This window comes from Pseudomonas sp. S3_E10 (assembly GCF_054667615.1).
In genome coordinates, this window is the sequence record NZ_CP162743.1 from 4734944 (window position 1) to 4758315 (window position 23372).

General features: G+C 60.7%; 19 protein-coding genes and 4 tRNA genes. 19 read left to right on the forward strand and 4 right to left on the reverse strand.

The window, feature by feature from the left end:
- Positions 1-8: 8 nt before the first annotated feature.
- Entirely contained in the window at positions 9-881 is an 873-nt protein-coding gene (ptrR, locus tag AB4N98_RS21700; RefSeq protein WP_017527820.1) for a putrescine utilization regulator PtrR, read from the forward strand.
- 46 nt (positions 882-927) lie between these two features.
- Here the strand turns inward: ptrR and AB4N98_RS21705 are convergent, their stop codons facing one another.
- Together AB4N98_RS21705 and AB4N98_RS21710 are read right to left on the reverse strand one after the other, a co-directional pair.
- A complete protein-coding gene (locus AB4N98_RS21705) occupies positions 928-1137 on the reverse strand; it encodes a hypothetical protein (protein ID WP_017527821.1) in 210 nt (69 codons plus the stop codon).
- 111 nt (positions 1138-1248) lie between these two features.
- Entirely contained in the window at positions 1249-2445 is a 1197-nt protein-coding gene (locus AB4N98_RS21710; protein WP_068935554.1) for an amino acid aminotransferase, read from the reverse strand.
- Between the two features lie 344 nt (positions 2446-2789).
- Here AB4N98_RS21710 and uvrB point away from each other — a divergent pair, with 344 nt between their 5' ends.
- The 12 genes from uvrB (at position 2790) to AB4N98_RS21770 (ending at position 12320) form a co-directional block, all read left to right on the forward strand.
- Positions 2790-4805: an excinuclease ABC subunit UvrB gene (gene uvrB / locus AB4N98_RS21715; protein WP_017527823.1), complete on the forward strand. Its 2016-nt coding sequence runs from the start codon at positions 2790-2792 to the stop codon at positions 4803-4805.
- Between the two features lie 162 nt (positions 4806-4967).
- Positions 4968-6449 (forward strand): glutamate--tRNA ligase, encoded by a 1482-nt coding sequence (gene gltX, locus AB4N98_RS21720; RefSeq protein ID WP_017527824.1) that lies wholly within the window; start codon positions 4968-4970, stop codon positions 6447-6449.
- Positions 6450-6596: 147 nt separating this feature from the next.
- A tRNA-Ala gene (locus AB4N98_RS21725) sits at positions 6597-6672 on the forward strand.
- 78 nt (positions 6673-6750) lie between these two features.
- A tRNA-Glu gene (locus AB4N98_RS21730) sits at positions 6751-6826 on the forward strand.
- Between the two features lie 50 nt (positions 6827-6876).
- Positions 6877-6952, forward strand: a tRNA-Ala gene (locus AB4N98_RS21735).
- 79 nt (positions 6953-7031) lie between these two features.
- A tRNA-Glu gene (locus tag AB4N98_RS21740) sits at positions 7032-7107 on the forward strand.
- A gap of 182 nt (positions 7108-7289) precedes the next feature.
- Positions 7290-7829 (forward strand): TetR/AcrR family transcriptional regulator, encoded by a 540-nt coding sequence (locus AB4N98_RS21745; RefSeq protein WP_017530682.1) that lies wholly within the window; start codon positions 7290-7292, stop codon positions 7827-7829.
- 14 nt (positions 7830-7843) lie between these two features.
- Positions 7844-8677, forward strand: coding sequence for an alpha/beta hydrolase (locus AB4N98_RS21750; RefSeq protein ID WP_135196132.1), 834 nt, complete (start codon positions 7844-7846; stop codon positions 8675-8677).
- A 40-nt stretch (positions 8678-8717) separates the two neighbouring features.
- Positions 8718-9152, forward strand: a complete 435-nt coding sequence (locus AB4N98_RS21755) for an acyl-CoA thioesterase (protein ID WP_017530680.1) — start codon at positions 8718-8720, stop codon at positions 9150-9152.
- A 55-nt stretch (positions 9153-9207) separates the two neighbouring features.
- Positions 9208-10185 carry a tRNA dihydrouridine synthase gene (locus AB4N98_RS21760; RefSeq protein WP_017530679.1) on the forward strand — a complete coding sequence of 326 codons (978 nt, stop codon included), beginning with the start codon at positions 9208-9210 and terminating at the stop codon, positions 10183-10185.
- A gap of 576 nt (positions 10186-10761) precedes the next feature.
- Positions 10762-11223, forward strand: coding sequence for a hypothetical protein (locus tag AB4N98_RS21765; RefSeq protein WP_460148910.1), 462 nt, complete (start codon positions 10762-10764; stop codon positions 11221-11223).
- A gap of 125 nt (positions 11224-11348) precedes the next feature.
- On the forward strand, positions 11349-12320 hold the full coding sequence (locus tag AB4N98_RS21770; RefSeq protein WP_223494558.1) for a hypothetical protein: 972 nt from the start codon (positions 11349-11351) through the stop codon (positions 12318-12320).
- A gap of 3 nt (positions 12321-12323) precedes the next feature.
- Here the strand turns inward: AB4N98_RS21770 and AB4N98_RS21775 are convergent, their stop codons facing one another.
- Together AB4N98_RS21775 and AB4N98_RS21780 are read right to left on the reverse strand one after the other, a co-directional pair.
- Positions 12324-15602, reverse strand: coding sequence for an EAL domain-containing protein (locus tag AB4N98_RS21775; RefSeq protein ID WP_460148911.1), 3279 nt, complete (start codon positions 15600-15602; stop codon positions 12324-12326).
- Between the two features lie 66 nt (positions 15603-15668).
- Positions 15669-16559 carry a LysR family transcriptional regulator gene (locus tag AB4N98_RS21780; RefSeq protein ID WP_017530194.1) on the reverse strand — a complete coding sequence of 297 codons (891 nt, stop codon included), beginning with the start codon at positions 16557-16559 and terminating at the stop codon, positions 15669-15671.
- A gap of 139 nt (positions 16560-16698) precedes the next feature.
- Between AB4N98_RS21780 and leuC the strand changes: the two genes are divergently transcribed.
- The 6 genes from leuC (at position 16699) to AB4N98_RS21810 (ending at position 23241) form a co-directional block, all read left to right on the forward strand.
- Positions 16699-18117 carry a 3-isopropylmalate dehydratase large subunit gene (leuC, locus tag AB4N98_RS21785; RefSeq protein ID WP_017530193.1) on the forward strand — a complete coding sequence of 473 codons (1419 nt, stop codon included), beginning with the start codon at positions 16699-16701 and terminating at the stop codon, positions 18115-18117.
- Between the two features lie 10 nt (positions 18118-18127).
- On the forward strand, positions 18128-18772 hold the full coding sequence (gene leuD / locus AB4N98_RS21790) for a 3-isopropylmalate dehydratase small subunit (RefSeq protein WP_017530192.1): 645 nt from the start codon (positions 18128-18130) through the stop codon (positions 18770-18772).
- A gap of 150 nt (positions 18773-18922) precedes the next feature.
- Entirely contained in the window at positions 18923-19687 is a 765-nt protein-coding gene (locus AB4N98_RS21795) for a class I SAM-dependent methyltransferase (protein WP_017530191.1), read from the forward strand.
- Between the two features lie 53 nt (positions 19688-19740).
- Complete coding sequence (gene leuB / locus AB4N98_RS21800) at positions 19741-20823, forward strand: 3-isopropylmalate dehydrogenase (RefSeq protein WP_017530190.1); 1083 nt, start codon at positions 19741-19743, stop codon at positions 20821-20823.
- A 64-nt stretch (positions 20824-20887) separates the two neighbouring features.
- On the forward strand, positions 20888-22000 hold the full coding sequence (gene asd / locus AB4N98_RS21805) for an aspartate-semialdehyde dehydrogenase (protein WP_017530189.1): 1113 nt from the start codon (positions 20888-20890) through the stop codon (positions 21998-22000).
- A 230-nt stretch (positions 22001-22230) separates the two neighbouring features.
- Positions 22231-23241, forward strand: a complete 1011-nt coding sequence (locus AB4N98_RS21810; protein WP_017530188.1) for an aspartate-semialdehyde dehydrogenase — start codon at positions 22231-22233, stop codon at positions 23239-23241.
- Positions 23242-23372: the final 131 nt, after the last annotated feature.

The following is a 23372-nucleotide window of genomic DNA, read 5'->3' on the forward strand; positions in this document are numbered from 1 at the left end:
AGAATGATTTGGATCTGGTGCAGCTGGAAATTTTCAAGGCGGTTGCCGAGCAAGGCAGCATCAGCGCCGCCGCGCAGTTGATTCATCGGGTGCCGTCGAACCTCACCACGCGCATCAAGCAATTGGAGCAGGACCTGGGCGTGGAGTTGTTTATCCGTGAAAAGAGCCGTTTGCGCCTGTCGCCGGCCGGGTGGAATTTCCTCGGCTATGTGCGGCGTATTCTCGACCTGGTACAAGAGGCCCGCGCCACGGTGGCGGGGGAGGAGCCCCAGGGCGCGTTTGCCTTGGGTTCGCTGGAGAGCACGGCGGCGGTGCGTATTCCGGCGTTGCTGGCGGCATATAACCAGAAACACACCAAGGTCGAGTTGGACCTGAGCACGGGGCCTTCGGGCACGATGATCGAAGGCGTGTTGTCGGGGCGGTTGACGGCGGCGTTTGTCGACGGCCCGGTGTTGCACTCGACGCTGGAGGGCGTGGCGGTGTTCGAGGAAGAGATGGTGGTGATTGCGCCGCTGCATCATGCGCCGATCACGCGGGGCAGGGAGGTCAACGGCGAGAACATTTACACGTTCCGTTCCAACTGCTCTTACCGACACCACTTCGAGCGCTGGTTTGCGCAGGACGGCGCGGTGCCGGGCAAGATCTTCGAGATCGAGTCGTACCACGGCATGCTCGCGTGCGTCAGCGCCGGTGCCGGCTTGGCACTGATGCCGCGCAGTATGTTGGAAAGCATGCCGGGGTCGGCTGCGGTGAGTGTATGGCCGTTGGCCGACAGCTTTCGCCTGTTGAATACCTGGTTGATCTGGCGGCGCGGCACGGTGTCGCAGAGTTTGAACAGCTTTGTGAAGTTATTGGAGGAGCGCGGGCTGGTAGCGGCGTGAATCGAAGGCGGGAGTAGGCAAGCCATCTCCCACATCTCGTTGTGTATCAGCCGCCGAACTGGAAGGAGCCCATGGCCAGCTTCGCCATGATTGCCGTCGCGCCCAGTTGCACCAGCCATAAGGCCAATCCGCCGAGAAACACCCCCAGGGCCACTTGCAGCACCAGGCTTTTCTGGCGTTTGGCTTGCGGGGCGCGTGGGGTGTAGTCGTGCAGTTCGTCGCGGTCGGCGCGCAGGTCCAGGTCGTCGTTTCTCATAGGGCTCTCACAGCAAAGGGGCGATCAGGGGCAGTCTAGGGGAGCAGGGTGTTTTCCGACAGGCATTAAAAAAGGGAAGCCGCGGCTTCCCTTCGTATAGCGCCGTCAGGGTTATAGAACCTGAACGATTGCCTGTGTGACCGCGGCAATGTTCGACTGGTTCAACGCCGCCACACAGATACGCCCGGTGTCCAGCGCATAGATGCCAAACTCGCTGCGCAAGCGGGTGACTTGCTCAACGGTCAGGCCGGAGTAGGAGAACATCCCACGCTGGCGGCCGACGAAGCTGAAGTCGTGGCCTGGAGCGGCCTTGGCCAGTGCGGCGACCATCTGCTCGCGCATGCCACGGATGCGCAGGCGCATCTCGGCCAGTTCGGCTTCCCACTGGGCGCGCAGCTCGGGGTTGTTGAGCACCGCGGCCACAATCGCTGCGCCATGGGTCGGCGGGTTGGAATAGTTGGTGCGGATCACACGCTTGACCTGGGACAGGATGCGCGCGCTTTCTTCCTTGGACTCGCCGACGATCGACAGCGCGCCCACACGCTCGCCATACAGCGAGAACGATTTGGAGAACGAGCTGGAGACGAAGAAGGTCAGGCCCGATTCCGCGAACAGGCGCACGGCAGCAGCGTCTTCGTGGATGCCATCACCAAAGCCCTGGTAGGCCATGTCAAGGAACGGTACGAGGTCCTTGGCCTTGACCACGTCCAGCACGTTTTGCCAGTCGGCCGGGCTCAGGTCGACGCCGGTCGGGTTGTGGCAGCAGGCATGCAGCACCACGATGGACTTAGGTGGCAGGGCGTTGAGGTCTTCGAGCAGGCCGGCACGGTTCACATCGTGGGAGGCTGCGTCGTAGTAGCGGTAGTTCTGCACCGGGAAGCCGGCGGTTTCGAACAGCGCGCGGTGGTTTTCCCAGCTTGGGTCGCTGATGGCAACGACCGCGTCAGGCAGCAGTTGCTTGAGGAAGTCCGCGCCGAGCTTCAGCGCGCCGGTACCGCCGACAGCTTGCACGGTGACCACGCGGCCGGCTTGCAGCAATGGCGACTCGCCGCCGAACAGCAGGGTTTGCACCGCCTTGTCGTACGCGGCGATGCCGTCGATCGGCAAGTAGCCACGGGCGGCGTGTTGGGCCACGCGAATGGCTTCCGCTTCGGCAACGGCACGCAAGAGTGGAATCTTCCCCTCCTCGTCGCAATAAACGCCGACGCCAAGGTTGACCTTGGTGGTTCGTGTATCGGCGTTGAATGCTTCGTTGAGGCCCAGGATAGGATCGCGTGGTGCCATTTCGACAGCGGAGAACAGGCTCATTTTTGCGGCAGCTCTATGGGGGAAGGGAGGGACGTGTCGCGCTCCAGCCGAATGCACTAGAGCGGTGCACAAACGGGGAGCTAGTATAGAGGCCATCACGGCTGAGAGCGACAACCGAAATGGCTTTTCGGCCAAGTTTTTCGGTTTATTTGCTGACCGTCAGTCTTATTGCAACATTGCGCCAGGATCGCGGGGTAGGGCGATTGCCTTGAAACCCGTCACATTCGTCTCCACTTCTACAGCTATCATGGTTTTTTCCTACTGCCCGCTCTGAAACTTCGCGGGTCGTGGTCTATTTCGTCCCCGACGGGTCTACAGTCCGGGGTGACTTCACGAGGTACGTTATGTCGGATTTCCAACTCGTCACCCGCTTTGAACCCGCCGGCGATCAGCCGGAAGCCATTCGTCAGATGGTCGAGGGCATCGAGGCCGGCCTGGCGCACCAGACGTTGCTGGGGGTGACCGGTTCAGGCAAGACCTTCAGCATTGCCAATGTGATCGCGCAGATCAACCGCCCGACGCTGGTGCTGGCGCCGAACAAGACCCTCGCCGCGCAGTTGTACGGCGAGTTCAAGGCGTTCTTCCCGAACAACGCGGTGGAGTACTTCGTCTCCTATTACGACTACTACCAGCCCGAAGCCTATGTGCCGTCCTCCGATACCTTTATCGAGAAGGATGCGTCGATCAACGACCATATCGAGCAGATGCGCCTGTCGGCGACCAAGGCGCTGCTGGAGCGCAAGGACGCGATCATCGTCACCACGGTGTCGTGCATCTACGGCCTGGGCAGCCCGGAAACCTATTTGAAGATGGTGCTGCACGTCGATCGCGGCGACAAACTCGACCAGCGCGAATTGCTGCGCCGTCTGACCAGCCTGCAATACACCCGCAACGACATGGATTTTGCCCGCGCCACGTTCCGCGTGCGCGGTGATGTGATCGACATCTACCCGGCCGAATCCGACCTGGAAGCGATCCGCATTGAACTGTTCGACGATGAAGTCGAGAGCCTCTCGGCCTTCGACCCGTTGACCGGCGAGGTGATCCGCAAGTTGCCGCGCTTTACCTTCTACCCGAAAAGCCACTATGTGACGCCGCGTGAAACCCTGATGGGCGCTATCGAGGGTATCAAGGTTGAATTGGCCGAGCGCCTGGAGTACCTGCGCGCCAACAACAAGCTGGTGGAGGCTCAGCGCCTGGAACAGCGCACCCGCTTTGACCTGGAGATGATCCTTGAGCTGGGCTACTGCAACGGCATCGAAAACTACTCGCGTTACCTCTCGGGTCGCGATTCGGGGGCGCCGCCGCCGACGCTCTACGACTACCTGCCGGACGACGCATTGCTGGTGATCGACGAATCCCACGTCAGCGTGCCGCAAGTGGGGGCGATGTATAAGGGCGACCGCTCGCGCAAGGAAACCTTGGTGGAGTACGGCTTCCGCCTGCCGTCGGCGCTGGATAACCGGCCGATGCGCTTCGACGAATGGGAAGCCATCAGCCCGCAGACCATCTTTGTTTCGGCAACGCCCGGCAACTACGAGGCCGAACATGCCGGCCGCGTGATCGAGCAACTGGTGCGCCCCACCGGCCTGGTGGACCCTGAGATCGAGATCCGCCCGGCGCTGACGCAGGTCGACGATCTGCTCTCGGAAATCAACAAGCGCGTGGCCCTGGAAGAACGTGTGCTGGTGACCACGCTGACCAAGCGCATGTCCGAAGACTTGACCGATTACCTGGCCGACCACGGCGTGCGTGTGCGCTACCTGCACTCGGACATCGATACCGTGGAGCGCGTGGAGATCATCCGCGACCTGCGCCTGGGCACTTTTGATGTGCTGGTGGGGATCAACCTGCTGCGTGAGGGCCTGGACATGCCGGAGGTGTCGCTGGTGGCGATCCTGGATGCCGACAAGGAGGGCTTCCTGCGCTCCGAGCGCTCGCTGATCCAGACCATCGGCCGCGCCGCGCGTAACCTCAATGGTCGCGCGATTCTTTATGCGGACCGCATTACCGGCTCCATGGAGCGGGCGATCGGCGAGACCCAGCGGCGTCGCGACAAGCAGATCGCGTTCAACCTGGAAAACGGCATCACCCCCAAGGGTGTGTTCAAAGACGTCGCCGACATCATGGAAGGGGCCACCGTGCCCGGCTCGCGCAGCAAGAAGCGCAAGGGCATGGCCAAGGCCGCCGAGGAAAGCGCCAAGTACGAGAACGAACTGCGCTCGCCGAGTGAGATCACCAAGCGCATTCGTCAACTGGAAGAGAAGATGTACCAGTTGGCGCGGGACCTGGAGTTCGAAGCGGCGGCGCAGACGCGCGATGAGATTGGCAAGTTGCGCGAGCGCTTGCTGGCTGTTTGATTGGCGGTGATGCCACTGGCCTCATCGGGGGCAAGCCCCCTCCCACATTTGACTGGGGGCTTGCCCCCGATGGCCGCGCCTCGGTTTTCCAGAAATCCCCCAGGCTGTTACCATTCGCCTCTTGTTTCAATTTTCAGTTTTATTGCCCATTCGAGACCCGCCATGACCACCGTCCGCACGCGCATCGCGCCATCGCCTACTGGGGATCCCCACGTCGGTACTGCCTACATCGCCTTGTTCAACTACTGCTTTGCCAAGCAGCACGGCGGTGAGTTCATCCTGCGGATCGAAGACACCGATCAACTGCGTTCCACCCGCGAGTCGGAACAGCAGATCTTCGATGCCCTGCGCTGGCTGGGCATCACCTGGGCCGAAGGCCCGGACGTCGGCGGCCCGCATGGCCCGTATCGCCAGAGCGAGCGCAGCGATATCTACAAGCAATACACCCAGCAACTGGTCGACATGGGCCATGCGTTCCCGTGCTTCTGCACCGCCGAAGAACTCGATCAGATGCGCGCCGAGCAACAGGCCCGTGGCGAAACCCCGCGCTACGACGGTCGTGCGCTGCTGTTGTCGAAGGAAGAAGTGGCGCGCCGCCTGGCCGCCGGCGAGCCCCATGTGATCCGTATGAAGGTGCCGAGCGAAGGTGTGTGCGTGGTGCCGGACATGCTGCGCGGCGACGTCGAGATCCCGTGGGACCGCATGGACATGCAAGTGCTGATGAAGACCGACGGCCTGCCGACGTACTTCCTGGCCAACGTCGTCGACGACCACCTGATGGGCATCACTCACGTACTGCGCGGCGAAGAATGGCTGCCCTCGGCACCTAAGCTGATCCTGCTCTACGAATATTTCGGCTGGGAACAGCCGCAGTTGTGCTACATGCCGTTGCTGCGTAACCCGGACAAGAGCAAGCTGTCCAAGCGCAAGAACCCGACCTCGGTGACCTTCTACGAGCGTATGGGCTTCATGCCTGAGGCCATGCTCAACTACCTGGGCCGCATGGGCTGGTCGATGCCGGACGAGCGTGAAAAGTTCTCGCTGCAGGAAATGGTCGACAATTTCGACCTGTCCCGCGTGTCCCTCGGCGGGCCGATCTTCGATATCGAGAAATTGTCGTGGCTCAACGGCCAGTGGCTGCGTGACTTGCCGGTGCAAGAGTTCGCCAGCCGTGTGCAGCAGTGGGCGTTGAACCCTGAGTACATGATGAAGATCGCGCCGCTGGTGCAGGGCAGGGTGGAGACGTTCAGCCAGGTTGCACCCTTGGCCGGTTTCTTCTTTGCCGGCGGCGTGAACCCGGATGCCACGTTATTCGAGTCCAAGAAACTCTCGGGCGATCAGGTTCGTCAGTTGATGCAGTTGATCCTGTGGAAGCTCGAAAGCCTGCGCCAGTGGGAGAAGGACGCGATCACCGCGACGATCCAGGCGGTGGTGGAATCCCTGGAGCTGAAATTGCGCGACGCCATGCCGCTGATGTTTGCCGCGATCACCGGGCAGGCCAGTTCGGTGTCGGTGCTCGATGCGATGGAAATCCTCGGCCCGGACCTCACGCGTTTCCGTCTGCGCCAAGCCCTTGATTTGCTTGGTGGTGTGTCGAAGAAAGAAAACAAAGAGTGGGAAAAGCTGCTGGGCGCTATCGCTTAAGCAGGCTGTTGCAACGGCGAAACCCCGGTTTTCCGGGGTTTCGCCGGTAAGTGATTGTTATCCCGGCAAAAAACTTTGGAAATTGTTGAAAATAAATTTGACACACTTCCAAACCGCCATTAAGATTCGCCCCGTCCTCACCGATGAGGGGCTATAGCTCAGCTGGGAGAGCGCTTGCATGGCATGCAAGAGGTCAACGGTTCGATCCCGTTTAGCTCCACCAATTTACAAGTTCAAGGTCTGGCCACACCGTCCTTGAATTGATCAGTACTCAGCACTGATCGGTTGTACAGAAGGTTTTGTCCCCTTCGTCTAGTGGCCTAGGACACCGCCCTTTCACGGCGGTAACAGGGGTTCGAGTCCCCTAGGGGACGCCAGTTTCAACAAGCAGTTCGAAAGGTCTGCTGCGTCGCGAGACGAAAAATCCGGGGCTATAGCTCAGCTGGGAGAGCGCTTGCATGGCATGCAAGAGGTCAACGGTTCGATCCCGTTTAGCTCCACCAATTTACAGGTTCAAGGTCTGGCCACACCGTCCTTGAATCGATCAGGTCTCAGCCCTGATCCGTTGTATAGAAGGTTTGTGTCCCCTTCGTCTAGTGGCCTAGGACACCGCCCTTTCACGGCGGTAACAGGGGTTCGAGTCCCCTAGGGGACGCCACGATTACCCGCTCTGCGGGATTTTTAAGGGTCATTCAATTATTGAATGGCCCTTTTGTTTGTCTGGCGTTTAGCCAATTTTCCTCTCGACTCCTTTCCTGTGTTCTGACCAGTGGTCATGGCGTTCGCTTGCTTAATATTATTATGGTAATAATATCCACCCCATGAGAGTCGGAGGCTTTGATGAGCGATAAAAAAGCACAAACCCGCGAACGCATTCTTCAAGCCGCCAGCGCCGCGTTGATCCAGCGTGGCCCGGCCGAGCCGAGCGTCGGCGAAGTGATGGGGGCGGCGGGGCTGACCGTCGGTGGCTTCTATGCGCACTTCGAAAGCAAGGACGCGCTGATGCTGGAGGCGTTCAGCCAGTTGCTGGCGCAGCGCCGCGCCTCCATCGACGACATGGACGAACAGATCACCGGCGAAGAGCGCCGTGCATTGGTGGCGGCGTTTTACCTGTCGCGCAAGCATCGTGACTCCACCTCCCAGGCGTGCCCCTTGCCGGCCACGGTTGGCGAGATGGGACGTTTGCCGGAGGCTTTTCGCGAGGTCTTGAGCGAGCATGTCGAGTTAATGGCCGCACAATTGGCGGGCAGCCCCGAAGACACCGACAAGGCCTTGGCAGACATGGCCTTGATGGTGGGTGGCCTGACCCTGGCGCGGGCGCTGGGGCCGGGCGAGTTGTCGGACCGGGTGATACGCGCGGCCAAGTCGGCGGTGCGCTGAAGAGGGTTTGCAGCATGGGCGCATTGACCTGGGTTCGCAGTTTCAACGGCACCGTTGGCCGCCTGGCGCCGCACATGGTTGCCAACCGGATGCGCCGCACCTTCATGACCCCGCGCGATCTGCCGCCGCGTGACTGGGAATTGCCGCTGTTGGCCCAGTCAGAGCGCATCACCTTGCGTTTTGGCTTGTCGGCCCTGCGTTGGGGGCAAGGGCCGACGGTGTTGCTGATGCATGGCTGGGAAGGGCGCCCCACGCAATTTGCCAGCCTGATCACGGCGCTGGTCGACACGGGCTATTCAGTGATCGCCCTGGACGGCCCCGCCCACGGTCGTTCGCCGGGGCGTGAAGCCCATGTGCTGCTGTTTGCCCGCGCCATGCTGGATGCGGCGGCCGAGTTGCCACCGCTGCATGCGGTCATTGGCCATTCCATGGGCGGTGCCAGTGCGATGCTGGCGGTGCAGCTCGGTTTGCGTACCGAGGTGTTGGCCAGTATTGCGGCGCCGTCACGCTTTCTGGATGTGCTGCGCGGCTTCACCCGCATGGTTGGCTTGCCGCCGCGGGCGCGTTCGGCGTTTATCCAGGAGGTGGAGCACACGTTCGGCATGCCGCTCAAGCACTTGGACGTGGCCCACTATCAGATGAACATCCCCGGCCTGATCGTACATGCCGAAGACGACACCTTTGTGCCGGTCCGGGCCTCTCAAGCCATTCACGATGCCTGGTTCGACAGCCGCCTGCTACGCCTGGAGCAGGGCGGTCACCAGAAAGTGCTGGCCGACCCCCGGGTGATCGACGCCGTGCTGGCGCTGCTGGCTGACGGTCGACTACAGCAGCGCCAGAGCGCCTGATACACTGCTGCCGCCGACATTAATCGACCGGGAGCAAGGCATGGGCTGGGATTTGGCAACGCCGTTTATCATTGATCTGCAGGTAGCGGCTGAAGACATTGACGGCCTGGGGCACGCCAACAATGCGGTGTACGTTTCCTGGCTGGAGCGTTGCGCCTGGCGCCACTCCCAGCGGCTGGGGCTGGACCTCACCGAGTATCGCCGCCTGGATCGCGCCATGGCCGTGGTGCGCCATGAGATCGACTACCTGGCGGCGGGCTATGAAGGCGACGAACTGCAACTGGCCACCTGGATCGTCGATTGGGATCAGCGCCTGAAAATGACCCGCCGCTTCCAACTGATGCGCCCGTGCGATGGCACGACCCTGCTGCGGGCACACACCACGTTTGTCTGCATCGAACTGTCCAGCGGCAAGCCCAAGCGCATGCCCTCCGAGTTTCTCGACGGGTATGGCCCCGCCCTGACCGGGGGTTAACGTTTGTTGCGGGAAACCCAGTAAACTGCGCCACGATTTTTGTTGAGTGTTTTCCATGCAAATTGCTTTGGCGCCCATGGAGGGGTTGGTCGACAACATCCTGCGGGACGTGTTGACCCGCGTGGGCGGTATTGATTGGTGCGTGACCGAATTCATTCGCGTCAACGACCGCCTGCTCACCCCCGCCTATTTCCACAAACTTGCTCCTGAGTTGCTGTGCGGTGCCCATACCGCCGCAGGCGTGCCTTTGCGCGTGCAATTGCTCGGCTCCGACCCGGTGTGCCTGGCGGAAAACGCCGCGTTGGCCTGTGAGCTGGGTTCGCAAGTGATCGACCTGAACTTCGGCTGCCCGGCCAAGACCGTGAACAAGTCGCGCGGCGGCGCGGTGTTGCTCAAGGAGCCGGAGTTGCTCAACCAGATCGTCGAGCACGTACGCCGCGCGGTCCCGGCGCATATCCCAGTGACCGCCAAGATGCGCCTGGGCTTCGACAGCCCGGACGGCGCGCTGGTGTGCGCCACGGCCTTGGCTGAAGGCGGCGCGGCGCACATTGTGGTCCATGCGCGCACCAAGACCGACGGCTACAAGCCACCGGCCCATTGGGAATGGATCCCGAGGGTGCAGGACGTCGTCAAGGTGCCGGTGTTCGCCAATGGCGATATCTGGAGCGTCGAAGACTGGAGGCGTTGCCGCGAGGTCAGCGGCGCCGAAGACATCATGCTCGGGCGCGGCCTGGTGGCCCGTCCGGACCTGGCTCGGCAGATCGCCGCTGCACGCGCAGGCGAAGAGGTGATCGAGATGACGTGGGCGCAGATGCAGCCGATGCTCCAGTCGTTCTGGCGCCAGTCGGTAGCGCAACTCACCGAAAAACAAGCGCCTGGTCGTTTGAAGCAGTGGCTGGCGATGCTGACGCGCAATTACCCTGAAGCGGTGGAGCTGTTTACCGCTATGCGTCGGGAAGTCGACTTGGAGCGGGTCAGCCGCTTGCTCGGGATGGAGCATGCCGCGGCCTCTGAGGCATGCGGTAACGCTTGAGTGACGTGAGAGGGCTGCGGTGAGTTATCGGTAGCGCTTTGGGTGTAACAAATGAATGCTCCGTATCGAAAGATGCGGAGCATTTTGCGTTTCTGGGCGCCTCTCACCGGGAATCCGCTCCCATCGCAGGGTATTGGCGGCTTTTGGAAAACAACTGAAAAGTTCATATGTTTTAAGTTTCATAATGGATCGGTGTGTAAGCGTATTTGTTGTATTGCATCGGTGCGCAAAGAATGACTTGGCTGGCATGAGCGGGCTCGCGCTGCGCGGAATATCACAATCTGAAGTGGTGTGGTGTGCGAATGTATATCGGTGAATTGCATACTCGACGGTTTATTATTATGTGTGTCGATTGAAGTGTCATCCAAGTCGCTTGGCGCGTGGTGTTTAAAGCGGGGCATGATAAAAAAGTCGAGAGATTTTTTGATTTCCTTATATGAAGTGTCATTTTCTGGAACTCGATAGCGTCACAGTCCACGTAAGTATCGTCTGCAAAGCAACGCTGTTGTTTTCAGTCGATCAACTTTTTTCTGGCCCGCTGTCGCGCCAGATGACACCGAACAAAGGAACGTGCTCATGTCTTTATCGATTGGTAATCGCCCTGTCGTCCAACTTGATACATCATCCAATGATCAAACCGCCGTCCCCCTCATGAAAACAGCCGCGCATCCGGCATCCACGGCTTCGCATAACAACGTCCATTGCGCGCCTTTGCAGCAGGATAATAGCTGGGCTCCGCGCAGTGAGGTAATGCGCGACGCATCGGTCTTTGCGAGGTTGTTCGATATGCTGGAACTGGTATTCAAAATAATCCGCGATATGTTTCCCGCCAGAACCGTAATGCCTGATGCACGCCAGGAACCGGTCGATTTACGAATAAAGCCGGATGTCAATGAGCCGCCGGTACAACCCGACCTGGGCAAATTGCCAAGCGTGACCCCAACGCCTGCACCTGCTGTCAATCCGAGCCCGGATGAGACTGACTCGGATCTGACCAGCCCGCCCCCGACTGATAAACGATTCAGTCCAAGGCACTAGCGATTCAATTCGCGCCGAACTTTATAACGCTGAGGTTAGCCCCGGCTTTTAAGTGTGGTTAATTAAGTGCATGCATTTCTCCCGGTTTAAAAGGTGTGGAGAAGTGCGTGCTTATGGAGGGATTTATGTCGTGCTGTTCAATTAAAAGTATGCAGCAGATGGTAAGGGTGGGTCGGTTGGTCGCCGTTGAGCCCGTGCGTGCGATTGATGAAGTAGCGCCAAAAATTATGCCTGCCGGTGAAGGGCGGTCTTCTCGCTTTTATGCTCGGCCACGCGCCCTCTCGCAAAGTAAATTCGGTGTAAGGCGAGCATCAGGATCGTTCAAGACATTGACCTCTCTGTTTGCTTCTTTTTTCACCCGGTTAATGAACGTGCTGGGCGGGAAGCAGAACAGGATAATCCCCGATACAAGAGTGTCGGTTATAACCCCGTCGCCAGCCAAAATCACCCCCAAAGTGTTACCCGCGCAGGTGGCACCCCTGCCCACTTCCGACGTGAATCTTCCGGCCTTGTCGAATAAGCGCAATGGCGCAAAGCCGAACAATATCTGGAGTGGGTTTCGCCAGGGCCCGGATGGTAACTGTGTGACGGTCTCGGCCATCAAAGCGGCGATGTATCGATTCGGTCAAAGCCCCACGGACATCTTCAAGGAAGTGCGCAAGACCGGCGACTTGTACCATATCGTCATGCGCGATGATTTTCGGCTCAATTTAACGGAGCGTGAATTGGCCGAAGGTGCGCGGGCGGCGAAATTCACCGGTTCAGATCAGGAAATGCTCAAGGATGCGCGGTTTCTGTTTGCCGCCAGCGCCAAGCGTGCCCAGATGGAGAATAACGACCGTACGGCCAGCAGCAGTTATCAGGCGGCGGTTCGTAGTTTGAACAACGGCGAAGACGAGACCGGGCCGGGCGAGGGGTTCCTGCGGCTGGGGTTGCGCAAGCACATGAAAAGAGTCTCCGTGCGCGAACTGGCGGCCGGGCAATTGGGCATGTGCAATCGCGCCGGGCACTCGGTAGCGGTGATCAACGGTCGCGAAGAACTCTGGGGGCGACGCGGCAGCTCTCCCACCCGAGGGCAAGCGGTGGCCCTTATTTGAGCGCTACTCCAATAACCGCCTGAAGCCCTCGATAGGCAATGGTCGGCTGTGTAAATACCCTTGGAACAAATGGCACCCCAGCTTTTGCAGAAACGCCAATTGTTCCAGGGTTTCCACGCCCTCGGCGATCACTTCCAGGTTCAGACTGCGGGCCATGGCCACAATGGCACGGATGATCTCGGCGTCGTTCGGGTCGTGAGTCGCATCGCGTACAAACGACTGGTCGATCTTCAACGCATCCACCGGCAGGCGCTTGAGGTAGGTCAGCGATGAGTAGCCGGTGCCGAAGTCATCCATCGCAAAGCTCACTCCGAGCTTTTTCAGGCGGCGCATTTTGCTGATCGTGTCGTCGAGGTTCTGGATCACGATGCCTTCGGTGATTTCCAATTTCAGCAGGCTGCAGGGCAGTGAGTGCTGCTTGAGGCTGTGCTCCACCTGTTCGACGAAGTCATTCTGGCGAAACTGCCGGGGGCTGATATTCACGCAGAGGCTGAAATTGAGTGGGTCCACCAGGCCTTGCGCAATCAACTGCTCAAAGGCGGCGCAGGCTTCATCGAGGATCCAGGTGCCCACTTCGAGGATCAGGCCGCTGTCTTCCAGCACCTTGATAAAGTCGGACGGCGACTGCGCACCCAACTGCGGGTGCTGCCAGCGCACCAACGCCTCCGCGCCGACGATTTTGTTGCCGCGCGCGTCTACCTGAGGCTGGTAATGCACAGTGAATTCGCCGCGCGACAGGGCCAGGCGCAGGTCGGTTTCCATGCGCAAGCGCTCGCTGGCGGTCTTTTGCATGCTGTTGTGGAACATCTGCGTGGTGTTGCGCCCGGAGTCCTTGGCACGATAAAGGGCGATGTCAGCGCGTTTGAGCAGGTCGGCCGGGGTGGAGCCATGATCGGGAATCAATGCCACACCGATGCTCGGCGTGACCTGCAAGCGATGGCCATCGAGGAACATCGGCTCCGAAAGCAGTTCGCGCAGGGTATTGGCCAGGTCCTGCACTTGATGGGTGACTTCCACGCGTGAGCCGTCCAGGCCGCTGAGCAGCACCACAAACTCATCGCCGCCCAGGCGTGCCACGGTGTCTTCCATGCGTACGCTGGCTTCGAGGCGCGCGGTGACGATTTTCAGCACCGTGTCGCCCACCGGATGGCCGAGGGAATCGTTGATGTGCTTGAAGTGGTCGAGGTCGAGAAACAGCAGGGCTCCGCGTAAATTATGGCGCTTGAGCAAGGCGATCTGCTGGCTCAGGCGGTCCATCAGCAATGCGCGGTTGGGCAGGTTGGTCAGCGGGTCGTGATAGGCCAGGTGCCGGATCTGCGCCTGGGCGTTTTTCAACAGGCTCACGTCTCGCGCGGTCAGCAACAGGCACGCGGTTTCATTCAGGCTGATGGGCTCCACCGAGACTTCCACCGCCAGCAGTTCGCCACGTTTGTTGTGCCAGAGCATCTCCATGTGATGAATACGGCCTTTGATCTTCAGCTCGGCCAATAGCGCCGAACGCTGGTTCTCATCGGCCCAGATACCGATCTGGTACAGCGTCAGGCCAATCGCCTCTTCGGCGCGGTAGCCGGTCAGGCGGCAGAAGCCGTCGTTGACCTCCACATAACGGCCGGTATCGCGTTCGGTGATGGAAATTGCGTCGGGGCTGGAGTGGAAAGCCTTGGCGAATTTCTCTTCGCTGGCCTTGAGCGCCGCCTCCGAGCGTTGTTGCTGGGTGATATCGCGCAAGGTGGTGACGATGCAGGGTTGGTCGCCGACCTTGATCAAGCGGCTGGAAATCACACAGGTCAGGCTCTGGCCGCTTTTGTGGCGCACCACCACGGCCACGTTGCTCAATGCCTGTTCGCGAATGACGCGCTCGATACGCTCCAGGCGCTTGCTGGAGTCGTCCCACAAGCCTATTTGGTCTGCGCGCTGGTCGAGCACCTCGGCGGCGGTCCAGCCGAAGGTTTGGGTAAAAGCCGGGTTGATCTCGATAAAGGTCCCGGTTTCAAGGCGCGTGACGCAGATGGGGTCGGGGCTGGCCTGGAACAGGCTGGCGAATTTTTCTTCGGAGGCGATCAAGCGTTGTTCGCGTTCCACCTGGTCGGTGATGTCCAGCAAGGTGCCGGCCATGCGCAACGGCGCATGTTTCGCATCACGGTACAAGCGGGCGCGGCTTTCCAGGTAGCGCGAGGTGCCGTCTTCCATGGGGACGCGGTAGGTCAGTTGATAATTGCCGGCCGGGCCTTCACGCAGGGTGCGGTAGGCATTGCGCATGCTCTCGCGCTCTTCATTGGGCATGCCCTCGAAAAAGGCGTCGAAGGATTCATGGAACGGCTCGGGCGGCAAGCCGTGTAGCTGGGCGGCGCGCGCCGAGCCGTAGAGCATGCCGCTGGGGATGTGCCAGTCCCAGGTGCCCAGTTGCGCGGAGTCCAGGGCCAGGTCAAGGCGCTCCTGGCTGTCCTTGAGCGCCTGCTCGGCATTTTTGCGTTCGGTGGTGTCGAGGAAGGTGCTGATCAGATAGGCCTCGCCGTCCAGCTCGACCTTTTGCGCGCTAAGGGTGCCGTCGTGGATCTGTCCGTTGCTGGCGCAAAACTGCACCTCCATGGTGATCGGCTCGCCCTTGCGCTGAGTGGACTTGACCAACTGCGCGCGCTGCTCGGGATGGCGCCACAGGCCCAGGTCGAGGGTGGTGCGGCCGATCACATCGGCGACGGGCCAGCCGAAGAGCATCTCGAAATATTGGTTGGCTTCGCTGATCAGGCCGTCTGACTGGCGCGTGAGCAGCACCATGTTCGGGCACAGGTGAAACAGCGTGGCGAAGCGTTTTTCGGAGTGGCTGAGGGCGCTTTCCCGTTCGCGCTGATGGGTGATCTCACGGATCACGCCGATCATACGGCGCCGACCGCTTTTGTCCGGCAGCAAACTGCCATTGATTTCCAGCCAGTGAAAGCTGCCGTCCGGCCATTGGATGCGGTGGTGCATGGCCTGCTCGAACGGCTCGCCCGCCAATACCGCATGAAAAGCCCGTATCACCCGCGCGCGATCTTCGGCGGCCAGCAGGTCAAGGTAATCGAGGTCATTGGGCAGTGGTTGGCGCGGGTCAAAACCAAACAGTGCCTGGGTGCCCCGCGACCAGTTGATCCTGCCGGTGTCGATTTCCCAGCACCATGCGCCCAGCCGGGCAGCGTTGAGGGCGGCCAGCAGTTGCGGGGCACTCTCCCAGCTTTGCTCCGCCTCTTGGGGGTCCAGGGCGTAGATGCGCGGCAGGGGTGGCAGGGAATCGACGGGGTTGCGCATTATCAAAGGGCCTTGATCCGATGGGCAAACAGCGCGGTTCTACTCAGAACCTGAGGCCGCACGGCGTCATGCCGGTATCCCTGGCAAATCCACCTGTGCATCCAACAGGCTCATGAAAGCCCGCGCAGCGTTCGACAGCGTCCTTTCGGTGTGCACGATATAGCCTAGCTGGCGACTGAGCTGTATGCCCGGCAAAGCGATACTTGCCACCTGATCATCGAGCATGGTGCGCGGTAAAACGCTCCAGGCCAGGCCGATCGACACCATCATCTTGATCGTTTCCAGGTAGTTAGTGCTCATTGCGATATTCGGCGTCAGGCCCTGGGCTTCGAACAACCGGCTGACAATATGATGGGTAAAGGTGTTGCCGCCAGGGAAAACCGCCGGATGGCCGGCAATATCGGCCAGGCTGATAGCGCCGTTGCTGATCAGGCTGTGCTCCGGCGCGACTACAAAATCCAGGGGGTCGTCCCACACCGGCGTGGCGCGCACCAGGTTGTGCGGTTCGGGCGCCAGGGTGATGACGGCCACTTCGGCGCGGCCGTGGAGGATTTCTTCGTAGGCCACTTCCGAATCGAGAAACTGAATATCCAGCGCCACGTTCGGGTATTCCCGGGTAAAGGTGCGCAGCACGGGTGGCAGGCGGTGCAGGCCGATATGGTGACTGGTGGCCAAAGTCAGGCGGCCACTGACTTCACCGGTGAGGTTGGTAAGGGCGCGACGGGTGTCGTCCAGCACATTCAGAATCTGATAAGCGCGCGGCAGCAGGGCCCGCCCGGCTTCGGTCAAACCCACTTCACGGCCCAAACGATCGAACAGGCGCACCTTCAGTTGTTGCTCCAGGCCGGCGATGCGCTTGCTGATGGCCGGTTGGGTCAGGTGCAGGCGTTCGCCCGCGCCGGAGAAGCTGCCGGTCTCGGCGATGGCAATAAAGGCATTCAGGTTGGCCAGGTCCATGGTGCTATTCCAGTTGGTAATCCAAAGCATAAAAAATATGAATTTGAGTTATTTAATGTAGCGCCATACCATCAGCCTCACAAGCCAAAGGGTTATTGAAAAGCCCGGCGCATGAAATACCGCTGATGAGGACCGACTGATGGCCGGCAAAACGCTTTACGACAAGCTTTGGGATTCCCATGAAGTGAAACGGCGCGATGATGGGTCGTCGCTGATCTACATCGACCGTCACATCATCCATGAAGTGACCTCGCCCCAAGCGTTCGAAGGCCTGCGACTGGCAGGGCGCAAGCCTTGGCGTGTCGACTCGATCATCGCCACCCCGGACCACAACGTACCGACCACCCCGGAGCGCAAGGGCGGCATCGAAGCGATTGCCGACCAGGTATCGCGTCTGCAGGTACAGACCCTGGATGACTACTGCGACGAATATGGCATCACCGAATTCAAGATGAATGACGTGCGTCAAGGCATCGTCCACGTCATCGGCCCGGAGCAGGGCGCCACGTTGCCGGGCATGACCGTGGTTTGCGGCGACTCGCACACCTCCACCCACGGGGCCTTTGGCGCCTTGGCCCATGGCATCGGTACGTCCGAGGTGGAGCATGTGTTCGCCACCCAGTGCCTGGTCGCCAAAAAGATGAAGAACATGCTGGTGCGTGTCGAAGGCACCTTGCCGTTCGGCGTCACCGCCAAGGACATCGTGCTCGCCGTGATCGGCAAGATTGGCACCGCCGGCGGTAATGGCCACGCCATTGAATTCGCCGGCAGTGCGATCCGCGACCTGTCCATCGAAGGCCGCATGACCATTTGCAACATGTCCATCGAAGCCGGTGCCCGTGTGGGCATGGTGGCGGCGGATGAGAAGACCGTTGAATACGTCAAAGGTCGTCCGTTCGCGCCAAGCGGCGCCGATTGGGACGCCGCGGTCGAAGCCTGGAAAGACCTGGTGTCGGACGCCGACGCGGTGTTCGACACCGTGGTTGAGCTCGACGCCGCGCAGATCAAGCCGCAAGTCAGCTGGGGCACTTCGCCGGAAATGGTCTTGGCCGTTGACCAGAACGTGCCGGACCCGGCCAAAGAGGCCGACCTGGTCAAGCGCGGTTCCATCGAGCGCGCCTTGAAATACATGGGGTTGAAAGCCAACCAGGCGATCACCGACATCCAGTTGGACCGCGTATTCATCGGCTCCTGCACCAACTCGCGGATCGAAGACCTGCGCGCTGCGGCGGTGATCGCCAAGGGCCGCAAGGTCGCCTCGACCATCAAGCAAGCCATCGTGGTGCCGGGCTCGGGCCTGGTCAAAGCGCAAGCCGAAGCCGAAGGCCTGGACAAAATCTTCCTGGAAGCCGGTTTTGAGTGGCGCGAGCCGGGCTGTTCGATGTGCCTGGCGATGAACCCGGACCGGCTGGAGTCGGGCGAGCATTGCGCGTCCACCTCCAACCGTAACTTCGAAGGGCGTCAGGGCGCCGGCGGGCGTACCCACCTGGTCAGCCCGGCCATGGCCGCCGCGGCTGCCGTCAACGGTCGTTTCATCGACGTTCGCGAATTGATCTGAGGAATACCCGATGAGAGCTTTTACCCAACACACAGGTCTTGTCGCGCCGTTGGACCGTGCCAACGTGGACACCGACCAGATCATCCCCAAGCAGTTCTTGAAGTCGATCAAGCGCACCGGTTTCGGCCCTAACCTGTTCGACGAATGGCGCTACCTGGATGTGGGCTACGCCTACCAGGACAACTCCAAGCGCCCGTTGAACAAGGACTTTGTGCTCAACGCCGAGCGTTACCAGGGTGCCAGTGTATTGCTGGCCCGGGAAAACTTCGGTTGCGGCTCCAGCCGTGAACACGCGCCGTGGGCCCTGGAAGAATATGGCTTTCGCAGCATCATCGCGCCGAGCTACGCCGACATTTTCTTCAATAACAGCTTCAAGAACGGCCTGTTGCCGATCATCTTGACCGACGCAGAAGTCGACGAACTGTTCAAGCAGGTGGAAGCCGATGTGGGCTACCAATTGACCGTCGACCTGGCCGCGCAAACCGTGACCCGTCCGGATGGCAAGGTGTATCACTTTGAAGTGGACGCCTTCCGCAAACACTGCCTGATCAACGGCCTGGATGATATTGGCCTGACCTTGCAGGACGGCGAGGCGATTGCCGCGTTTGAAGCCAAACACCGGGCTAGCCAGCCTTGGTTGTTTCGCGACGCCTGATTTGCTGTAGGCAGGACTGCCGCCATCGGGAGCAAGTCGAATCGTCGCACCGCCCCTCCCACATTTTGATCTGTGAATGCAGTCAAAGGTGGGAGGGGCTTGCCCCCGATATGGCCAGTGTTAACAACACACCACCCAAGGAAAGCCACCATGACCACCACCGCCCATACCCAAGTCGTGCAAAAACAATTCGGCGAACAGGCTGCGGCCTACCTGAGCAGTGCCGTGCACGCCCAAGGCACCGAGTTCGCGCTGCTGCAGGCCGAGCTGGCCGGGCAGGGCGGTGCACGGCTACTGGATCTGGGCTGCGGCGCCGGGCATGTCAGCTTCCACGTGGCGCCGTTGGTTAAAGACGTGGTGGCCTATGACCTGTCCCAGCAGATGCTCGATGTAGTGGCTGGCGCTGCGCAAGATCGCGGCTTCACCAACATCAGCACCGTACAGGGCGCCGCCGAACGCCTGCCATTTGCCGATGGCGAGTTTGACTTCGTGTTCAGCCGCTACTCGGCTCACCACTGGAGCGATCTTGGCCTGGCCCTGCGCGAAGTGCGCCGCGTGCTCAAGCCGGGCGGTGTGGCGGCGTTTGTCGACGTCTTGTCACCGGGCAGCCCGCTGTTGGACACTTACCTGCAAACCGTCGAAGTGCTGCGCGACACCAGCCACGTGCGCGATTACTCCGCCGCCGAGTGGATGCGCCAGCTCAGCGAAGCCGGTTTGCATGTACGCAACAGCAGTCGCCAGCGCCTGCGCCTGGAATACACCTCCTGGGTCGAACGCATGCGCACGCCCCAAGCCTTGCGCGTCGCGATCCTGCAGTTGCAGCAGGCGATGGGCCAGGAAGTACGCGATTACTATGAGATTCAAGCCGACGGCACCTTCAGCACCGACGTGCTGGTGGTCTTCGCTGAACGCTGATTGATTTTTCCCGACCTGCCCACGGGCGGGTTGCTTGATGAAATGAGGAACGCATGAGCAAGCAGATTCTGATTCTCCCTGGCGACGGTATTGGTCCGGAAATCATGGCCGAAGCGGTCAAGGTGCTGGAACTCGCCAACAGCAAGTACAGCCTGGGTTTCGAGCTGAGCCACGACGTGATCGGCGGCGCAGCCATCGACAAGCACGGCGTGCCCCTGGCCGACGAAACCTTGGACCGCGCCCGCGCCGCCGACGCCGTACTGCTCGGCGCCGTGGGTGGCCCGAAGTGGGACAAGATCGAACGTGATATCCGCCCTGAGCGCGGCCTGCTGAAAATCCGCGCGCAACTGGGCCTGTTCGGCAACCTGCGCCCCGCGATCCTCTACCCGCAACTGGCCGATGCGTCGAGCCTCAAGCCGGAAGTAGTGGCGGGCCTGGATATCCTGATCGTGCGTGAGCTGACCGGCGGTATCTACTTCGGCTCGCCACGCGGCGTGCGTGAGTTGGAAAATGGCGAACGCCAGGCCTACGACACCCTGCCGTACAGCGAGAGCGAAATCCGCCGTATCGCCCGTGTCGGTTTCGACATGGCTCGCGTGCGCGGCAAAAAGGTTTGCTCGGTCGACAAGGCCAACGTCCTGGCTTCCAGCCAGCTGTGGCGCGAAATCGTTGAAGAAGTCGCCAAGGACTACCCGGACGTCGAGCTGAGCCACATGTACGTCGACAACGCCGCCATGCAACTGGTGCGCGCGCCGAAGCAGTTCGACGTGATCGTCACCGACAACCTGTTCGGCGACATCCTGTCCGACCAGGCCTCCATGCTCACCGGTTCCATCGGCATGCTGCCGTCGGCGTCGCTGGATACCAACAACAAGGGCATGTACGAGCCTTGCCACGGTTCGGCGCCGGACATCGCGGGCCAGGGCATCGCCAACCCGCTGGCGACGATTTTGTCGGTCTCTATGATGTTGCGTTACAGCTTCAACCTGTCCGATGCGGCGGACGCCATCGAGAAGGCTGTAAGCCTGGTGCTGGACCAAGGCCTGCGCACCGGCGACATCTGGTCGCAGGGTTGCACCAAAGTCGGAACGCAAGAAATGGGCGACGCAGTAGTCGCCGCGCTGCGGAATCTGTAATCTCTCGGGCCCGCTGGCAGTTATTGCCGCCAGGCGGCCCACTTTTTAACAAGGTGTAGTTGCGATGAAACGTGTAGGTCTGATCGGTTGGCGCGGTATGGTCGGTTCCGTGCTCATGCAGCGGATGCTGGAAGAGCAGGATTTCGATCTTATTGAGCCGGTGTTTTTCACCACATCGAACGTGGGTGGCCAAGGGCCGTCCGTGGGCAAGGATATTGCCCCGCTCAAGGACGCCTACAGCATTGACGAGCTCAAAACCCTCGACGTGATCCTGACCTGCCAGGGCGGCGACTACACCAGCGAAGTCTTCCCCAAGCTGCGCGAAGCCGGCTGGCAGGGTTATTGGATCGACGCCGCGTCGAGCCTGCGCATGCAGGACGATGCGGTGATCATCCTCGACCCGGTCAACCGCAAGGTCATCGACCAGCAACTGGACGCCGGCACCAAGAACTACGTGGGCGGCAACTGCACCGTCAGCCTGATGCTGATGGGCCTGGGTGGTCTGTTCGAGGCTGGCCTGGTGGAGTGGATGAGCGCCATGACCTATCAGGCGGCGTCCGGCGCCGGCGCGCAGAACATGCGCGAACTGATCAAGCAGATGGGCGCGACCCACGCCGCTGTCGCCGATCAACTGGCCGACCCGGCCAGCGCGATCCTCGACATTGATCGCCGCGTGGCCGAAGCCATGCGCAGCGATGCCTACCCGACCGAGAACTTCGGTGTGCCATTGGCCGGTAGCCTGATCCCGTGGATCGACAAGGAACTGCCCAACGGCCAGAGCCGTGAAGAGTGGAAGGCCCAGGCCGAGACCAACAAGATCCTCGGTCGCTTCAAGAGCCCGATCCCGGTTGACGGCATTTGCGTGCGTATCGGCGCCATGCGTTGCCACAGCCAGGCGCTGACCATCAAGTTGAACAAAGATGTGCCGATCGCCGATATCGAAGGGCTGATCAGCCAGCACAACCCATGGGTCAAGCTGGTGCCGAACAACCGCGATATCAGCATGCAGGAGTTGAGCCCGACCAAGGTCACCGGCACTCTGAATGTACCGGTGGGCCGCCTGCGCAAGCTGAATATGGGCAGCCAGTTCCTCGGCGCGTTCACCGTGGGCGACCAGCTGCTGTGGGGCGCGGCTGAACCGCTGCGCCGTATGCTGCGGATTTTGCTGGAGCGTTGATTGCTTGTAGGCTGTTTAAAAACCCCGCGCTCTGGTGACAGGCGCGGGGTTTTTTAATGGGCTTTCGGGCCTCATCGGGAGCAAGCCCCCTCGCACACTGCGCAGAACAAAATGTGGGAGGGGCTTGCTCCCGATGAGGCCATCAGCCACACCACAACCCCCAGGCTAATTGCCTCACCCCCTGCCACCCGGTAAAGTGCCGCTCCCCCGCAATGCCCGAGGCAGCCCCCATGACCCAGACCTTTGAAATTGCCGTAATCGGCGCCACCGGCACCGTTGGCGAAACCCTGGTGCAGATTCTCGAAGAGCTGAATTTCCCGGTGGGCACCTTGTACTTGCTGGCGGGCAGTAACTCCGCCGGTGCATCGGTCCCGTTTCGTGGCAAGAACGTGCGGGTCAAGGAAGTCGACGAGTTCGACTTCAGCAAGGCGCAACTGGCGTTTTTCGCCGCTGGCCCTGCGGTAACCCTGAGCTTTGCACCGCGCGCCACGGCGGCAGGGTGTGCGGTGATCGATTTGTCGGGTGCCTTGCCCGTCGACCAAGCGCCCCAGGTGGTGCCCGAAGCCAATGCACACGTTCTGGGCAGCCTGAAAAAACCCTTCCAGCTTGGCAGCCCGAGCCCGTCCGCCACCAACCTGGCCGTGGTGCTGGCGCCGTTGCGCGCGGTGCTGGATATCCAGCGCGTCAGCGTTACCGCCAACCTGGCGGTGTCGGCCCAAGGCCGTGAGGCGGTCAGTGAGTTGGCCCGTCAGACGGCGGAACTGCTGAACGTACGCCCGCTGGAGCCGAAGTTCTTTGATCGGCAGATGGCCTTCAACCTGCTGGCACAAGTCGGCACGCCAGATGCTCAAGGTCATACCGCCCTGGAGAAGCGTCTCGTACACGAACTTCGTGCAGTGCTGGAATTACCTTTGCTAAAGATTTCCGCAACTTGCGTTCAAGCCCCGGTGTTTTTTGGCGATAGCCTGACTGTGTCGTTGCAGTTGGGCGCGCCGGTCGACCTGGCGGCGGTCAACCGCGTGCTCGGCACCGCACCAGGCATAGAGCTGGTAGAGGAGGGGGATTACCCCACTGCCGTGGGCGATGCCGTGGGGCAGGATGTGGTCTATGTGGGCCGTGTTCGCACCGGCGTGGATGACCCTGCGGAACTAAATTTGTGGTTGACGTCAGATAACGTACGTAAAGGCGCAGCCCTTAACGCGGTGCAACTGGCGCAGTTGTTGATAAAAGGCCTTGTGTAAAAGATACTTGGCGGCAATTTGTAGATTGATTCTAACCAGGCGCTATGCTTGGCCCCAAGCAGGAACAGTTGCGTGTCGGTGACCTATCGGCTCGCCATGCCTTATGGCAAGCGGTTACCAACCTTCTCGCA

What these genes read in the sequence shown, in the direction of transcription:
- AB4N98_RS21705 (WP_017527821.1), bottom strand. Translation starts at nt 1,137, where the DNA reads ATGAGAAACGACGACCTGGACCTGCGCGCCGACCGCGACGAACTGCAC.
- AB4N98_RS21710 (WP_068935554.1), bottom strand. Translation starts at nt 2,445, where the DNA reads ATGAGCCTGTTCTCCGCTGTCGAAATGGCACCACGCGATCCTATCCTG.
- uvrB (WP_017527823.1), top strand. Translation starts at nt 2,790, where the DNA reads ATGTCGGATTTCCAACTCGTCACCCGCTTTGAACCCGCCGGCGATCAG.
- gltX (WP_017527824.1), top strand. Translation starts at nt 4,968, where the DNA reads ATGACCACCGTCCGCACGCGCATCGCGCCATCGCCTACTGGGGATCCC.
- AB4N98_RS21745 (WP_017530682.1), top strand. Translation starts at nt 7,290, where the DNA reads ATGAGCGATAAAAAAGCACAAACCCGCGAACGCATTCTTCAAGCCGCC.
- AB4N98_RS21750 (WP_135196132.1), top strand. Translation starts at nt 7,844, where the DNA reads ATGGGCGCATTGACCTGGGTTCGCAGTTTCAACGGCACCGTTGGCCGC.
- AB4N98_RS21755 (WP_017530680.1), top strand. Translation starts at nt 8,718, where the DNA reads ATGGGCTGGGATTTGGCAACGCCGTTTATCATTGATCTGCAGGTAGCG.
- AB4N98_RS21760 (WP_017530679.1), top strand. Translation starts at nt 9,208, where the DNA reads ATGCAAATTGCTTTGGCGCCCATGGAGGGGTTGGTCGACAACATCCTG.
- AB4N98_RS21765 (WP_460148910.1), top strand. Translation starts at nt 10,762, where the DNA reads ATGTCTTTATCGATTGGTAATCGCCCTGTCGTCCAACTTGATACATCA.
- AB4N98_RS21770 (WP_223494558.1), top strand. Translation starts at nt 11,349, where the DNA reads ATGTCGTGCTGTTCAATTAAAAGTATGCAGCAGATGGTAAGGGTGGGT.
- AB4N98_RS21775 (WP_460148911.1), bottom strand. Translation starts at nt 15,602, where the DNA reads ATGCGCAACCCCGTCGATTCCCTGCCACCCCTGCCGCGCATCTACGCC.
- AB4N98_RS21780 (WP_017530194.1), bottom strand. Translation starts at nt 16,559, where the DNA reads ATGGACCTGGCCAACCTGAATGCCTTTATTGCCATCGCCGAGACCGGC.
- leuC (WP_017530193.1), top strand. Translation starts at nt 16,699, where the DNA reads ATGGCCGGCAAAACGCTTTACGACAAGCTTTGGGATTCCCATGAAGTG.
- leuD (WP_017530192.1), top strand. Translation starts at nt 18,128, where the DNA reads ATGAGAGCTTTTACCCAACACACAGGTCTTGTCGCGCCGTTGGACCGT.
- AB4N98_RS21795 (WP_017530191.1), top strand. Translation starts at nt 18,923, where the DNA reads ATGACCACCACCGCCCATACCCAAGTCGTGCAAAAACAATTCGGCGAA.
- leuB (WP_017530190.1), top strand. Translation starts at nt 19,741, where the DNA reads ATGAGCAAGCAGATTCTGATTCTCCCTGGCGACGGTATTGGTCCGGAA.
- asd (WP_017530189.1), top strand. Translation starts at nt 20,888, where the DNA reads ATGAAACGTGTAGGTCTGATCGGTTGGCGCGGTATGGTCGGTTCCGTG.
- AB4N98_RS21810 (WP_017530188.1), top strand. Translation starts at nt 22,231, where the DNA reads ATGACCCAGACCTTTGAAATTGCCGTAATCGGCGCCACCGGCACCGTT.